The organism is Variovorax paradoxus (genome assembly GCF_902712855.1).
GTDB classification, from domain to species: Bacteria; Pseudomonadota; Gammaproteobacteria; order Burkholderiales; family Burkholderiaceae_C; genus Variovorax; species Variovorax paradoxus_Q.
Map to the genome: position 1 here is coordinate 321,885 of NZ_LR743508.1, position 12,943 is coordinate 334,827.

Below are 12,943 nucleotides of genomic sequence, written 5' to 3' on the forward strand. Positions count from 1 at the left end.
CCTGTCAGCCCGGGCGCTTCATGACGCACGCGGCCTGGGCCGGTGCGGACGCTTCCTCTGCCGAGAAGCGCTTGACGGGCTTGAAGCCCATGTCTGTGTCGTTGGCCTTGTAGCGGGCATCCTTGCTCACGGATGACACCACCATGGGCATCTGCACCTGGTGGTCTGCGGCGCGCATGCTCATCTCGCCCATGGGCGACTTGATCTTCGCAATCTCCAGCGCTTTCGCGAAGGCGTTCACGTTGAGCTTGCCGCCCTCGGCTGGCGTGCGCTTCAACGCATCCGCGACCATGGCCATGCCGAACACGGTCTGCGGCTCGATGAATGCAGGCGCGTGCCCGGTCTTGGCCTTGTAGTCGTTCACGAAGCGCTCGCCGTCTGCGCCACCCGCCTCCGCATTGAAGGTATGCACCACGAAGTGGCCGATGGCCAGGTCGCCCGCATTGGCGAGATTGCCGGGCTGGTCGAGGAACACGGTGCCGAAGCGCACCTTCAGCCCTGCCGACTTCGATGCCTTCATCAGGAGCAGCAGGTCGTTCGACCAGTTGCCGGTGAGTACCGAGTCGGCCTTGGACGCCGCGATCTTGGCGACGTAGGGTGCGAAGTCCTGTACCTTGTTGACATCGTGCAGCGTCTTCTCGACCACCTGGTAACCGCCGGCGGCCGCGTTGTCGGAGATCGCGCGCTCCATGTCCTGGCCCCAGGAATAGTTCTGGTTGATCGAATACACCCGAGTGCCGAGCGCATTGGCCTGCTTCATGGCGCTCACCAGCGCCTTGGTGCGGATCTGCGCATCGCCGCTGAAGCGGAAGTGATGGAAATTGCACTTCTCGCCGGTCAGCTCGAGCGCCTCGGCGCCGACGTTGATGTAGACGATCTCCTTGCCGGGATTGCGCAGGTTGTACTTGCGAACGTCCTCGGTGATCTGCCCGCCGATGGCCGACGATGCGCCCTGCACGATCATCTGCACGCCATCGGCCGCCGCGGCCTTGAGCTTGTCGGCCGCGCCCGCAGGACCGCCCTGGTTGTCATACTCCAGCAACTGCACCGGCTCGCCGTTCCAGCCACCTGCAGCATTGATCTGGTCGATGGCGTAGCGCACCGCGCTGCGGTAGGCCTGCCCCGACGATGCCTGCGGACCCGAGAGGGTTTCGAGCACACCGATCTTCACCGGCGCGGCCGATGCCGCTGTGGAAAGCAGCAGCCCCAGCGCGGGAACCAGGGCGAAGCGAAAGCCGCGGGATTTATGTTCTTGCATGAGTGTCTCCTTGTCTTGGAATTCGGAATGCGCCGGCGGCGCGAAGGCGGGGGTATCGGTATGCGGGAATGCGGGAATGCGGGATACGGAGAAGAAGGCGAACGTCAGAGGTATTCCATGTTTCCGTCGACGCTGATGGCCTGGCCGGTGACGTTGCGCGCGGCGGGCGAACACAGGAACAGCGCCATGGCCGCCACGTCGTCCAGCGTGACCATGCGGCGCAGCGAAATCTTCTGCAGGTACTGGGCGCGCATGGCCTCCACCGACACACCCTCAGTGGCTGCACGCGCGCCGATCACGCCGTTCATGCGCTCACCTTCCACGGTGCCGGGGAGGATCGCGTTGACGCGCACGCCGTGCGGGCCGAGCTCGATCGCCAACGACTTCACAAGACCGACGATCGCCCACTTGGTCGCGGCGTAGGGGGTGCGAAGCGGGTAGCCGAGCCGGCCCGCGACCGAGCTCATCGCGATCAGCGAAGGGTTGTGCGCCGACTGCCTGAGCAACGGCACCGCGCGCTGCGCGAAGTAGAACTGGCTGTTCAGGTTGACCGACACGGTGCGCTCCCAGTCGCTGCGCCTCAGGTCCTGAACGGCGCCGGTGGGGCCGGCGATGCCTGCGTTGCTGACGAGCACGTCCAGGCCGCCCAGGGCACCCTGCACGTCGTCGAAGACAAGGTCGACATCCTCAGGAACCGACGCGTCGGCCATGCTGGACGTGATCTCCGGGACCTCCGAGCCCAGCCGGTCAAGCGCAGCGCGGTCGATGTCGCACACATGCACGCGCGCCCCCGCTTCGCAGAACGCGCGCGCAACCGCTGCGCCGATGCCCGACGCTCCCGCCGTGACCAGCACGCGCAAGCCTGGAGCGGGCCGGAGTGAGTCGATGATGCTCATGAATGCCTGTAGAAACTGTGTGTGTGACGGTGAACGAGTGGATGCATCGAGTGTCCGGAAGGCCACCGCCAATGGCTATGTGAGCCGCACACACACGCGGCACCGTCTCGATGTGCGCGCCGTCCTCCGGGAAAACGCGTGCAGCAGCTCAGGGCTTGCGCCCATGCCCGTCGCGCTTCGTTCTGCTAGCCTTCGCAGCCCTATGTCTTCACTGCCCCTCGACAGAAAGCGCCCTCAGGCGCCGGCTTCCGGTCTTGCTCCCGAGGAAATTGCTGCCGACCTTGTCGGGCTGCTGCACCGCAGCGCGTCCGCTGAAGAGTTCGCGGCGCGCCTGTCCAGCGTCGAGGCCCTGCCCGACGCGTTGCGCGGCAAGTCGGGCCTGGTCGAACTCGTGCGCATGGCCATGGCCTTGCGCAATCGGCTCGAGCTGCATGAGCAACGCGAACGCGGCATGCTTGCGGTCATCGAGTCGGCACAGGATCTGTCGAGCCACCTCGATCTGCAGGGACTGCTGAAGGCCATTGCGAACCGCGCGCGCAACCTGATGGGCTCGCACCTGTGCTGGCTCACGGTGGTCGATGCGAAGACCGGCGAGTTCCAGGTGGTCGTCGCGGATGGCGCCATCTCTCAGCGCACCGGCAAGATGACTGCAGGGCGCAACCTCGGCGTCGCAGGGGTGGTGATGTCGACACGCCTGCCCTTCTTCACGCCCGACTACCTTCACGACAAGCGCTTCGTGCACGACCCCGCGCTGGACGACACCTTCCGCGACGAAGGTGTGGCCGCGCTGGTGGGCGCGCCGCTGATCTGCGAAGACAACGTGATCGGGCTGCTGTTCGTGGCCGACCGCTACCACCGCACGCACACCGCGCTCAACGTGTCGATCCTGTGCACGCTGGCCACACACGCGGCAGTGGCCATCAACAACGCCAAAGCGTTCGCAGAAGCGAAGACTGCACTGGCGAACGCAGACCTCGCGCGCGCCGAGCTGGAGCGCCATGCGCGCGACGTGCAGGGCGCGGCCGAAGCGCACGAGGAGCTCACGTCGCTGCTCGCCAGAGGCGCTTCGCTCGGTGCGTTGTCCGAATCGGTCGCGCAACTGCTCAATGGCAGCGTCCTGGTGCTCGACGAAGCCGGCCACGTCATTGCCAGTTCCCGGGCGCCCGGCTACGACGGCACGGCAGCGCAGGCCTATTCGCCGAATGGACCGCACAGCGCCGAGCTGGCGCGCGCGCTGCGCGAGAGCCGGCAGGCCGGCCGATCCGTCGCGGCCTTCGCACACGATGGCGAACTCTGCCGGGCCATCGCGGTGATCGGCGGCAACGACATGCTCGGCGCCGTGCTGCTCTTCAGGCACGAAGACTTGCACGGGATTTCGCTGCGAACGTTCGAGCGGAGTTCCAGCGTCATCGGGGTCATGCTGCTCTCGCAGGAACGCATGGATGCGGAGAAGAGCCGCGACGTGTCTGCGCTGCTGCGAACACTCATCTCGCCGCGCCAGGGCGAGCCTGCGCTGACGCAGGACCGCGCCGAGCGCTTCGGCCTCGACCTGTCGCTGCCGTTGTCGCTGCTGGTCATGGAAACGGACCAGTCGACGGCAGGGTTCTGGTCTCGGCGTCTGCACTCGGACCCGGTGCTGGGCGGGCAGGTGCTCGACGAAGTCGATGGTGTGATGGTGCTGGCGTGCAACGCCTCGAGGGCGCACGGCGTGCTCGAACAGTTCGGTGCCTTTGCCCGGCGCGAACTCGGTCAAGCCTACCGCGGTGTGATGTCGAGGCCGGCACAGGCGCCTGCGGAGCTTCCGGCACTCTATGCAGCGCTGCGGCGCGGGCTGTCCGTGCTGGCACGGCTGGGCATGCGCGGGGTCGTCATCGCACAGAACGAGATGGCCTTGTACTCGGTGCTGTTCGAAACGCACGACCGGTCCAGCCTCGCCGCATTCCTCGATGCGACCATCGGCCCCGTCACATCGCACGACAGCAAGCGCGGCTCCGAACTCACATCCACGCTGCTGACGTACTTCGACAGCAACCAGAACGCAAAGGCAACGGCATCGCGCATGGGCATCCACGTCAACACGGTCCGCCAGCGCCTGGCGAACGTGGAGGAGTTGCTGGGCCATTGGGGAAGCGCCAGCCGGGCGTTGGAGATCCACATGGCGCTGCGTCTGTGGAGCCTCAGCACGGACAGCGCACCGCCTGGTTTCCTGGACGAGTGACAGTGTCCACAGGCCCTTCTGCGAGCCGCAGCGTCGCGCTGCCGCTCCCGGGCTTCGAGGGTTTCTCCGGTAGATCCTGCGCACACCCTGCCCTGGCCGGCAGTGTGCTTCGCTGCCATTGAACACCGATGGCAGTTCGCGAGACTTGAGGGGGCGCACAGCCTGTGCGCGCGGCGTCCGTTCGGCCAATGCCGCAGCGGGACTCAAAAAATCAGGAGACAAGATGAAGAGAACAAGAACTGCGATCGGCTTGAAGATCGATCGGCGCCTGCCCGCAATGCTCTTGACGCTGCTGGTGCTGGCCGGCTGCGGTGGCGGCAGTGGAGGCAGCAGCGGCGCCATCGACCTGAGCGGCCTCGGTACGCAGGCGCCACCGCCAGCTGCGCCTGCCGACCCACCGTCGCCGCCGCCGGCATCGGCACCTTCCATGCAGCGCCAGACCGCCTTTGGCCCGGTCGTCGGGACCGACAACTCCGCCACCAGCGGCACGTTCGCCTGGAAGGGCGTCCCCTTTGCCAAGGCCCCCGTGGGAGATCTGCGTTGGAAGCCTCCCGTCGACCCGCAAGCGTGGACCTCGCCACGGGACGCACAACAGTTCGGCAACGCCTGCGTGTCCACCGGCCGTCTGTACGGACCGGGCCTCAACAACAGGTACGACGCCACCATCGGCACCACGCTCGGCCAGACGGTCGGCTCGGAAGACTGCCTCTACCTGAATGTCTGGCGGCCGGCCAACGACACCGGAAAGCTGCCGGTGATCGTGTGGGTGCACGGTGGAAGCAACATCACCGGCTACACGGCCGACCCTGTCTACGACGGCGCGAACCTTGCGCGCACCGCCAACGCTGTGGTGGTCTCGGTGAACTACCGGCTCGGCATGTTCGGGTTCATGAATGCGAGCTCACTCAAGAATGGCGACCCCCTCAACGACTCGGGGAACTTCGCCATCCTGGACATCGTGAAAGGGCTGCAGTTCGTCCAGGCCAACATCGGCAGCTTCGGCGGCGACCCTGGCAACGTCACGCTGATGGGCCAGTCGGCAGGTGCCGTCAATGTCTACGCGGCCATGACGTCGCCGCTCGTGGCCAACGCGAAACCGGCTCTGATCCATCGGGCGTTGCCGATCAGCGGCGGCATCTCGCTGGCCAGTGAACTGCCAGCCGGCAGTGTGGCTACGCTCGCACGCGCATCGGACTATGCAGGGCAATGGGGGCTTCTCATTGTCTACATGGTGATCGATGATGGGCTTGCGACCGACATACCTTCTGCACAGGCCTATCTCTCGACGCAAAGCAGCGAGCAGATTGCCGCCTACATGCGCAGCAAAAGCGCCGACTTCGTGCTGCACACGGTACTCACGCGACTCGCCCCGCTCGGCGCATCGGGATCGGGGCCGATCCCCGATGGCAACGTCGTGCCGACGAGCCCGATTGCGGCGATCAAGGCCGGCAAGTACGCCAAGGTGCCTGTGCTGATCGGCAATGCGCGAGACGAAGGCAAGCTCTTCCCGACGCTGTTCCCGCTCGCTGGAGGCACCGGCAGCGCGCGGCTGCTGAGCGATGCGCAGGTCTTCTCCACTGCATTTGGCTACCAGCCCGACGCAGCGCCCCAAAGCACGCTCGAACAGTGGATCCCGTCGGGCTACTTACCTGTGAACACCCCGGGCACCGGCTTCGACGCCGTCGCTTCGCGGCTGACCCAGATCTTCTTCGGCGCGAGCCGCGCCAGCGTTGCGGACGCACTCGCGTCGCAGCAGAGCAACCTCTGGGCCTACCGCTTCGACTGGGACGAAGAACCCGCGCCCTTCGACAAGATCTACGGCGCGGCGCATGCCTTCGACCTGCCCTTCGCATTCGGCAACTTCAGCCCTTCGCTGTACGCCGGCATCATGTTCACCAAGGCCAACGAGCCGGGTCGGCTCGCCTTGTCGAACAGCATGATGCGCAGCATCGGTGCCTTCGCGCGCACCGGCGATCCAAACGATGCGAGCCTGGACGTTGTCTGGCCTGCCTGGCCTGCAACGCTGATCTTCGACGCGACGCCCAGCAGGCAATCCATCTCCGTCCAGTGATCCGGCACTCACCTGCGTGCAGGTGAGCACCGGATGCAGAAAGCAGAGCCAGGCCGTTGACCGGTTGAATCCGCCGCGCACAGTGGAGGTCAAGCCCCCTCGCCGTCAGACGCGCCTGCAACAGACTTGCGCCCTGGATCGGCATAGTTGAATTGCTGCCGTTCGAATTCGTCTTCCAGGCTGTCGATGCCTTGTTTCACTTTGAGGCGAACTTCATCGGCGGTGATCGGCACAAGCCAATAGCACTTCACGCCACCTTCTTCGTCCGAGTAGTTTTCAAGGTCAGGCCCGTCCAGATAAGGCCGTGAAACCAAGCCGTACTCGCATTTCGAAGAGTCGAGCCAAGGCCGACCGAGATTCACCGTGTGAGCCCAATCGAGACCAGGCCCGTTGCAGTGATAGTGGGCCACCGCGTACAGCAACTCGACCAAACCGAGCGATTTCCTGGGGCTGAACAGGTGAAGTTCGATTGCAGGGACACGCTTACTGCTCGAAAGTCCCGCGGTTGCGTATGTCCAGAGCACTCGCTTCGCGTCGGGGGGCGTACACAGCACCCTGAAGCCAGGCGGAAGCTCGTGAACGGGGCCTGCGTCGAAAGGACACACTTCCGTGGGTCGAGACCATACCCGCTCGTAGTGACGCTGAAGCCGTACGGTGCAATTCAAGGATGTTCTCCGTTCAATCAAAAAATCAGGGCAGTAACGTTCGCCTCTGGCCGCAAGCGGCCTGCATGAAGAATGCTGCTGCGGTCTGCTTCGTTGAAGAGCGCTGTGTGCATCGATCACCGGCATGCGGGCCCCACTGTCGTGCTGCCCATCGAGCCGCGGAGCGTCTCTTCCTGTCGAGCATTCATGGCTCGGTGCATGGGACCGGAGACTGCCGGATCGCCTTCGGAGACGGCCTTCTTTTTTATGGTTCTCGCGACGTGTTGTCCTTGCTGACGTGGTCTGGCAGATCATCAACGGTATTGAATGACATCGTTTCTGCATCCACATCCCGCGCAGCGACCTCAAGGTCGTCGAGAGCAAGTTGCTCGTCAAGCTGAGCATGGATCCAGCTGTCAGGAAACTGGCGTGGCGCCTCGAAGCGCAGAAGTGTCGCTCCGGCGAACACAACAACTGACTTCAAGATCAAGTCGGATCGCAGGCTGGTGGATTCCTTCACCGGCTCGTCACCGATTGCCTCTTCGATTTCGCCAACGATCTGGTCGATGATCACGCCCCACTGCGTTGGCGAGACGATGAGTATCTGGACGATGCGGGGCAGCAGAACCGCAGCGTCCGGTACTCCCCCGTCCTCGAGTTCAGGATCGACGTTGACCCAAACGTCGGCTTGCGCTGCCAGCACTCGAGCGCGGCCAACGACGATGTCGTCGCGCACCTCGACATCGGTGAGCACCCCGCTGCTTGCGATCGCCTCTCTGAATTTGTGGATCATCCCGTCTCTGTGTGTGAAGGTGTCGTCTGGTTCTGCTCGTGGCGGATAGTACCCATTCGCGCGAGGCCGAGGGATGCCGGCATCGCTGCAAAGCGGATGCTCGCATCTTCAGCCGACGATCAGCCTGGAACACATCGCTGCCGGGAGCATGCCCCACAAACCGCTACCGGACCGAGCTCCCTGGATCGCGAGGGCTTCCTCCGTTTCATCCCGAAGTCCCAATTTCCCAGGCGGGCCGCGAACCTGCGGCCCGCAGACCAGCCGCTAACCGCCAGTCGTAGGCGTCCCACATCGCGCCTTCTCGCTCATCTGGAACAACGCCCCAGCCTTGCGTGCCAGTTCAGCCGCAAGCCAGAGCAGGTTGTCCAGTTGCCGAGGCCCATCACCGCTGCACCAGTCGATGTCTTCCCCATGGCAGACCCACAGCAGAGCTTCGAGTTGGGAGAGGGTGTTTTCAAGAAGATCCGCCGGGTCTTGGGCGTGATCTTCGGAAGCGACCGGCGTAGTTGGCCGGGCTATAGTCTTGGTAGCCATTTTTGTGCGTTCCTTTCTAGGGTGTTGCACGAACTTGGTTAGACGGTCGGGGTGCTGATAACACCCCGGCCGTCGCCTTTGATACCTCGCATACGCATCGCTGCTTTCGCACCGACAACCTGCCGCGAGGCAAGCAGCCTTCAATCATTTCGGTGGTGGTGTGTGTTGCGCCTTCCTTGTTCCCTTGTGGGGTATCGAGTGACAGGGGCAATCACTTTAAAGAAGAGCGCGGCGCGATGACGGCTTCGTGCGACACGAAGTCCCGACGACCGCCAACAAATGCAGCTTCTGCAAAGAGCCGCGCGCGCACCCCACGCGCCCGTGCCGTGCCGATCCGAAGCGGTGCCCAAACGCTCACGTCGATGGGGTGCCTTGCGCAGCGAAATAGAGGAGGAGGCCGAAGGCCGGGGGACATTCGCGGAGCGAGGTACCCCGTCGGCGTGAGCGTCGCCCTGAATGCCCCCAGGCGTTGCGCCAGGCAAGCGCAACGCCTCCAAGACTTTCGGGGCGCCCCTGTTCGAGCGCCCACCGGCCAAGCTCAGTCGACCGTGTGCGAGCCCAGGCCCGCAGAAGTGTCGATGGGCAAGCTGTCCCACTGCGCCGCCGTATCGAAAGCGATGCCCGGATTGGGATCGCCCGATGTGATGGTCGGCTTGCGGCGCAACGTCTGGTTCAGCGTGCTGGCGCCGTTGGCGCTCTTCCACTCGGTGCCGGGGTCGAACCCGACCTGGCCGATGCGGTCGATGACCGTGCCCGACTTCTCCAGCGTCAGGGCATCGTCGCCGTTGAAGTTGGCAACGCCGCTGTCCTGCGTGCCGGCAGGCTTGAAGGCAGCCGTGGCGCCGGCGTTCGCCAGCACGATCGTGCCGCCGGGCGGCAGGGAGCCGCTCAGCGCCTGCGTGCTCGTGGGCGCCGTCGCGCCGTTCGAATACAGCTTGACGGCATAGAGACTCAGGTCGATCGCCGAGGCGGTCGGGTTGTAGAGCTCGATCGCCTTGTTGTTCGACGAACCTTCCACGTACTCGCTGAAGAACAGATCGGGCGGGCCGGGCGGCAGCACCACGACCGTGGTGGTGACATTCACATTGCCCGCCTTCGTCGCGGTCTGGCCGGCGGAGTTGGTCAGCGTGACCACCACGGTGAAGGTGCCGGCGGCCGCGTAGGTATGCGTCACGGGGCCCGTGCCCGCCGCGGTGGTGGCGGTGGTGCCGTCGCCCCAGTCGACTGTAAGGGACGTCATGGTGGTCGCGCCGCCGGGCGTGGCTTCGGTGATGTCCACGCTGTAGGTGTCGCCGGTCTTCGCCGAAGCCGCGATCGTGGCGCTGACGATGGGCTCGACCACGGCGGTGTCGGCCGCGAGGTTCAGGCCCACGAGCACCGGATCGTGGTCCGACGCGCGGAACGGCGTGGGCGCGTAGCGGTCGTCGGTGGTGAAGTCGGTGTTGTAGTCGAGCGCAGTCGGCTCGTCGGAGTTGATGTGCCACACGTTCACGCCGCTGACCTGCGAAGCCAGGGAAGCAGAGGCATAGGCATGGTCGAGCGCGCCCGTCTCGCCGCCGAACACGTAGGTGTAGCGGTCGCTGGCGGGCATGCGCTTGAGCAGGCTTTCGTTGGCCGCGCCTTCCAGCACCTTGGTCGGGTCTTCCAGCAGATAGCTGTTGAAGTCACCCATCATCAGCACGTCGTTCTCGCCGGTCGTGCCCCTGGCCTTGAGCTTGCTCACGAAGCTGTTGAGTGCGGTGGCCTGCTGGGTGCGCGCCAGGTTCCAGCAGCCCTGGCCCTGGTCGGTGTCGCCCGTGGCGGGGCAGCTGCCCTTGCTCTTCAGGTGATTGACCACGAACCAGAAGCCGCCGTTGTTGCCGACCGCGCTGAAGCGCTGGGCCAGCGGTGGCCGGCCGCTGGCGGCGGTGTAGTCCGCCAGATCGGTGCCGGTCGGCAGCACGACATTGCCGACGCGCTGGACCTTCGCGGGCTTGTAGAGGATGTCGACCTTGATCGCATCCGTGCCGAACACACCGCTGTTGACGGCCGCGTAGGTGTTCGCACCAAGCTTGGCGTTGAGGGCGGCCAGCAGGTCGTTCGTGGCAACGTCGGTGTTCTGGATTTCCATCAGGCCGATCACGTCGGCGTCGAGCCCCGCGATGGCAGCGACGATCTTGGCCTGCTGCCGCTTGAACTCGTTCAGGTTGTTCGCGCCGCGGCAGTCCGTTGCAACGCCTGTGCCGAGCAGGCAGACCTGCCCGGTCTGCCCGGCGGCGTTGGTGCCGTCCACGAAGGTGGTGAAGTAGTTGAGCACGTTGAGGCTGGCCACCTTGAGCGAGCCGCCGACCACCGGCGCCGTGGGCTGGCGCGGATTGGCCTGCGCGAACACCGGCGCCACCGTCGGCTGGATGCGGTAGGCGCCGAAGTTGTGGCTCAGGATGCCGGTGACCTTTTGCGTGGTGTCGCCCATGCGCCGGGTGCCGTCGGTGCCGGCCGCGCTCAGGTACGGAATGGGGTTCGGGTTGGACACCGAAGCGCCATCGTCCAGCACGATGCGCGCGAGCAGGTTCTGCGCATGGGTTGCCGTTGCGTTGCCGTTGGTGGGATTGAACTGGCGGCCGTTGAGCGACAGCACCATCTGGCCGTAGCGGCCCAGCTCGAAGAGTTCGGTCACGGCCAGGGGCTGCGCGATCTCGACGAGCATGCCCTCGTAACGCTCGAGCGCGGACTCGTCGGCCACCGGCAGCGTGATCTGCGTGGGCTCGACGACCACGCCGCTGCCGCAGACGCTGATGGCGAGCGGGGTCGGGGTGGTGCCGGCAATCTGCGTGATGCTGTCGGGCTTGGCGCCCACGCCGGCCGTCTGGCCGAACTCGGCGACCACGCCGGTGACCTGCACGTAGTCGCCGACAGCCACGCGTGCGGCGTTGTTCGGCGCATGGACGAAGACGCCTTCCGAGGTCATCGGGTCGGCATCGGGCACGAGCTGCTGCACGAAGAACCCGTTCAGCTTCACCGACGTGGGGCCGGTGCTCTGGAAGTCGCCCACGACCACGCCGCGCACGGTGACGGCCTGCGAGGCCATGGGGCTGATGTCGCCCGTGCCCTGCACGGACGAGATGGCCGCGAGCGGCGCACCGGCCGGAACGGCTGCGGCGCACGTGGGTGGGGGCGTGACGGGCGCGGGGTTTTCAGGCTGCGCCGCTGGTGGCTGCGAGCCTGGTGGCGTACCGCCCGATGACGGCGGAATCAGTGGAAAGGAAGCGCCGCCGCCACCGCCGCCGCAGGCGGTCAGCACGATGGCAAGCGTCAGCGCCAGTGTCTTGAACGGCCACGCGGGCCTCGATCCTCGTCCTCGATGTGTCATTGGGGGTCCCTATTTGTTGTCGGGCCGTCGAACGGGCCGCGGCCTTTTTTAGGGTTCTTGTGTGTAATCCCCGAGACACCCCAGGCACGCCCGGGTCGCGCCTGGTAGATGCGCCGCACCGTCCTGTGCCGGCGCGCGCACCGAAGCCGCTGCCGCTAGCTCATGCCGCGCGCCAGCAGATGGTCGACGAGCCGCCGCTGCGGAAAGCTCAACGCCTCCTGCCGCGTGCACAGGTACATGCGGCGCGAAGCCCACGCATCGGTGAGATTGATGAAGCGCAGCTTCATCTCCTTGCGGTAGGCCACCGCCGCGCCTTCGGGCAGGATGCCCACGCCCATGCCCGCCTCGATCATGCGGCACACGGCTTCAAAGCTCTTCACGCGCACACGCAGGCGCAGCACCTTGCGCGCGCTCATGGCCGCGTCTTCCATGGTGCGGGAAATGGCGGAGTCGTCCTCGAGGCCGACGAAGTCGAAGTCGAGCAGCTCCTCGAACGACACCTCGCGCCCGCGCCACGGATGCTTCTGCCGCACGATCGCCACGAGGCGGTCGGTCCGGTAGGGAATGAAATGCAGCGCGGGGTCGGCGGCCTCGCTGGTGATGACGCCCACGTCGGCCTGGCGGTCGCGAATCGCCTGCACGATGTAGACGCTGCGGTGCTCTTCCACGCTGACGCGGATCTCGGGGTAGCGCTGGCGGAAGCTGGCCACGTCGTCGGGCAGGAACTGGCCCATGGCCGACGCGTTGGCATGCAGCCGCACGCGGCCGGTGGCGCCCTGCGCATAGTCGGACAGGTCGGCGCGCATGCGGTCGACGTCGCGCAAGATCTGCCGCGCATGCACGGCGAGCGATTCGCCGGCGCCGGTCGGCGTGACGCCCTTCGATGTGCGGTTGAGCAGCGACACGCCCAGGTGCCCTTCGAGGATCGCCAGGCGCCGGCTCGCGGCCGACAGCACCATGTGGCTCTCGGCGGCCGCCTTCGACAGACTGCCGTGCTCGATGGCACGCAGGAACAGCGCCAGTGAATCGAGGTCGGGTCTCATGAGGTCCTTGCGTTCTGCGGGGCCGCCATTGTCGGGCCAGCGCCTGGACTCGCCTGCGCCGAAACCTTTTCGGCACATGAGGCACTCGACAGACAAATCTTCTGCGCAGCGCGTTGCATCGCCAAAAAGAAGAAGCA

General features: G+C 65.7%; 9 protein-coding genes. 2 read left to right on the forward strand and 7 right to left on the reverse strand.

Features of this window, described 5'->3' with window-relative positions:
* Positions 1 to 4 precede the first annotated feature (4 nt).
* Positions 5 to 1,258: a branched-chain amino acid ABC transporter substrate-binding protein gene (locus AACL56_RS27950; protein WP_339093244.1), complete on the reverse strand. Its 1,254-nt coding sequence runs from the start codon at positions 1,256 to 1,258 to the stop codon at positions 5 to 7.
* A 104-nt stretch (positions 1,259 to 1,362) separates the two neighbouring features.
* On the reverse strand, positions 1,363 to 2,154 hold the full coding sequence (locus AACL56_RS27955) for an SDR family oxidoreductase (RefSeq protein ID WP_339093245.1): 792 nt from the start codon (positions 2,152 to 2,154) through the stop codon (positions 1,363 to 1,365).
* 202 nt (positions 2,155 to 2,356) lie between these two features.
* Here AACL56_RS27955 and AACL56_RS27960 point away from each other — a divergent pair, with 202 nt between their 5' ends.
* Together AACL56_RS27960 and AACL56_RS27965 are read left to right on the forward strand one after the other, a co-directional pair.
* A complete protein-coding gene (locus AACL56_RS27960) occupies positions 2,357 to 4,372 on the forward strand; it encodes a helix-turn-helix domain-containing protein (RefSeq protein ID WP_339093246.1) in 2,016 nt (671 codons plus the stop codon).
* 223 nt (positions 4,373 to 4,595) lie between these two features.
* A complete protein-coding gene (locus AACL56_RS27965; protein WP_339093247.1) occupies positions 4,596 to 6,443 on the forward strand; it encodes a carboxylesterase/lipase family protein in 1,848 nt (615 codons plus the stop codon).
* 89 nt (positions 6,444 to 6,532) lie between these two features.
* Here AACL56_RS27965 and AACL56_RS27970 read toward each other — a convergent pair whose 3' ends face one another.
* From AACL56_RS27970 to AACL56_RS27990, 5 genes are all read right to left on the reverse strand, one after another.
* Positions 6,533 to 7,438: a suppressor of fused domain protein gene (locus AACL56_RS27970; RefSeq protein ID WP_339095257.1), complete on the reverse strand. Its 906-nt coding sequence runs from the start codon at positions 7,436 to 7,438 to the stop codon at positions 6,533 to 6,535.
* Positions 7,353 to 7,880, reverse strand: a complete 528-nt coding sequence (locus tag AACL56_RS27975; RefSeq protein WP_339093248.1) for a hypothetical protein — start codon at positions 7,878 to 7,880, stop codon at positions 7,353 to 7,355. The genes AACL56_RS27970 and AACL56_RS27975 overlap by 86 nt, the downstream gene beginning before the upstream one ends.
* Before the next feature lie 264 nt (positions 7,881 to 8,144).
* Positions 8,145 to 8,414, reverse strand: a complete 270-nt coding sequence (locus AACL56_RS27980; protein ID WP_339093249.1) for a hypothetical protein — start codon at positions 8,412 to 8,414, stop codon at positions 8,145 to 8,147.
* Positions 8,415 to 8,952: 538 nt separating this feature from the next.
* Positions 8,953 to 11,763: an ExeM/NucH family extracellular endonuclease gene (locus AACL56_RS27985; protein WP_339093250.1), complete on the reverse strand. Its 2,811-nt coding sequence runs from the start codon at positions 11,761 to 11,763 to the stop codon at positions 8,953 to 8,955.
* Positions 11,764 to 11,918: 155 nt separating this feature from the next.
* On the reverse strand, positions 11,919 to 12,806 hold the full coding sequence (locus tag AACL56_RS27990) for a LysR family transcriptional regulator (RefSeq protein WP_339093251.1): 888 nt from the start codon (positions 12,804 to 12,806) through the stop codon (positions 11,919 to 11,921).
* Positions 12,807 to 12,943: the final 137 nt, after the last annotated feature.

Bases quoted from the DNA above. Each gene is read 5' to 3' on its own strand.
- AACL56_RS27990 (WP_339093251.1), bottom strand. From the start codon at position 12,806: ATGAGACCCGACCTCGATTCACTGGCGCTGTTCCTGCGTGCCATCGAG.
- AACL56_RS27950 (WP_339093244.1), bottom strand. From the start codon at position 1,258: ATGCAAGAACATAAATCCCGCGGCTTTCGCTTCGCCCTGGTTCCCGCG.
- AACL56_RS27975 (WP_339093248.1), bottom strand. From the start codon at position 7,880: ATGATCCACAAATTCAGAGAGGCGATCGCAAGCAGCGGGGTGCTCACC.
- AACL56_RS27955 (WP_339093245.1), bottom strand. From the start codon at position 2,154: ATGAGCATCATCGACTCACTCCGGCCCGCTCCAGGCTTGCGCGTGCTG.
- AACL56_RS27960 (WP_339093246.1), top strand. From the start codon at position 2,357: ATGTCTTCACTGCCCCTCGACAGAAAGCGCCCTCAGGCGCCGGCTTCC.
- AACL56_RS27970 (WP_339095257.1), bottom strand. From the start codon at position 7,438: ATGTGGATGCAGAAACGATGTCATTCAATACCGTTGATGATCTGCCAG.
- AACL56_RS27965 (WP_339093247.1), top strand. From the start codon at position 4,596: ATGAAGAGAACAAGAACTGCGATCGGCTTGAAGATCGATCGGCGCCTG.
- AACL56_RS27980 (WP_339093249.1), bottom strand. From the start codon at position 8,414: ATGGCTACCAAGACTATAGCCCGGCCAACTACGCCGGTCGCTTCCGAA.
- AACL56_RS27985 (WP_339093250.1), bottom strand. From the start codon at position 11,763: ATGACACATCGAGGACGAGGATCGAGGCCCGCGTGGCCGTTCAAGACA.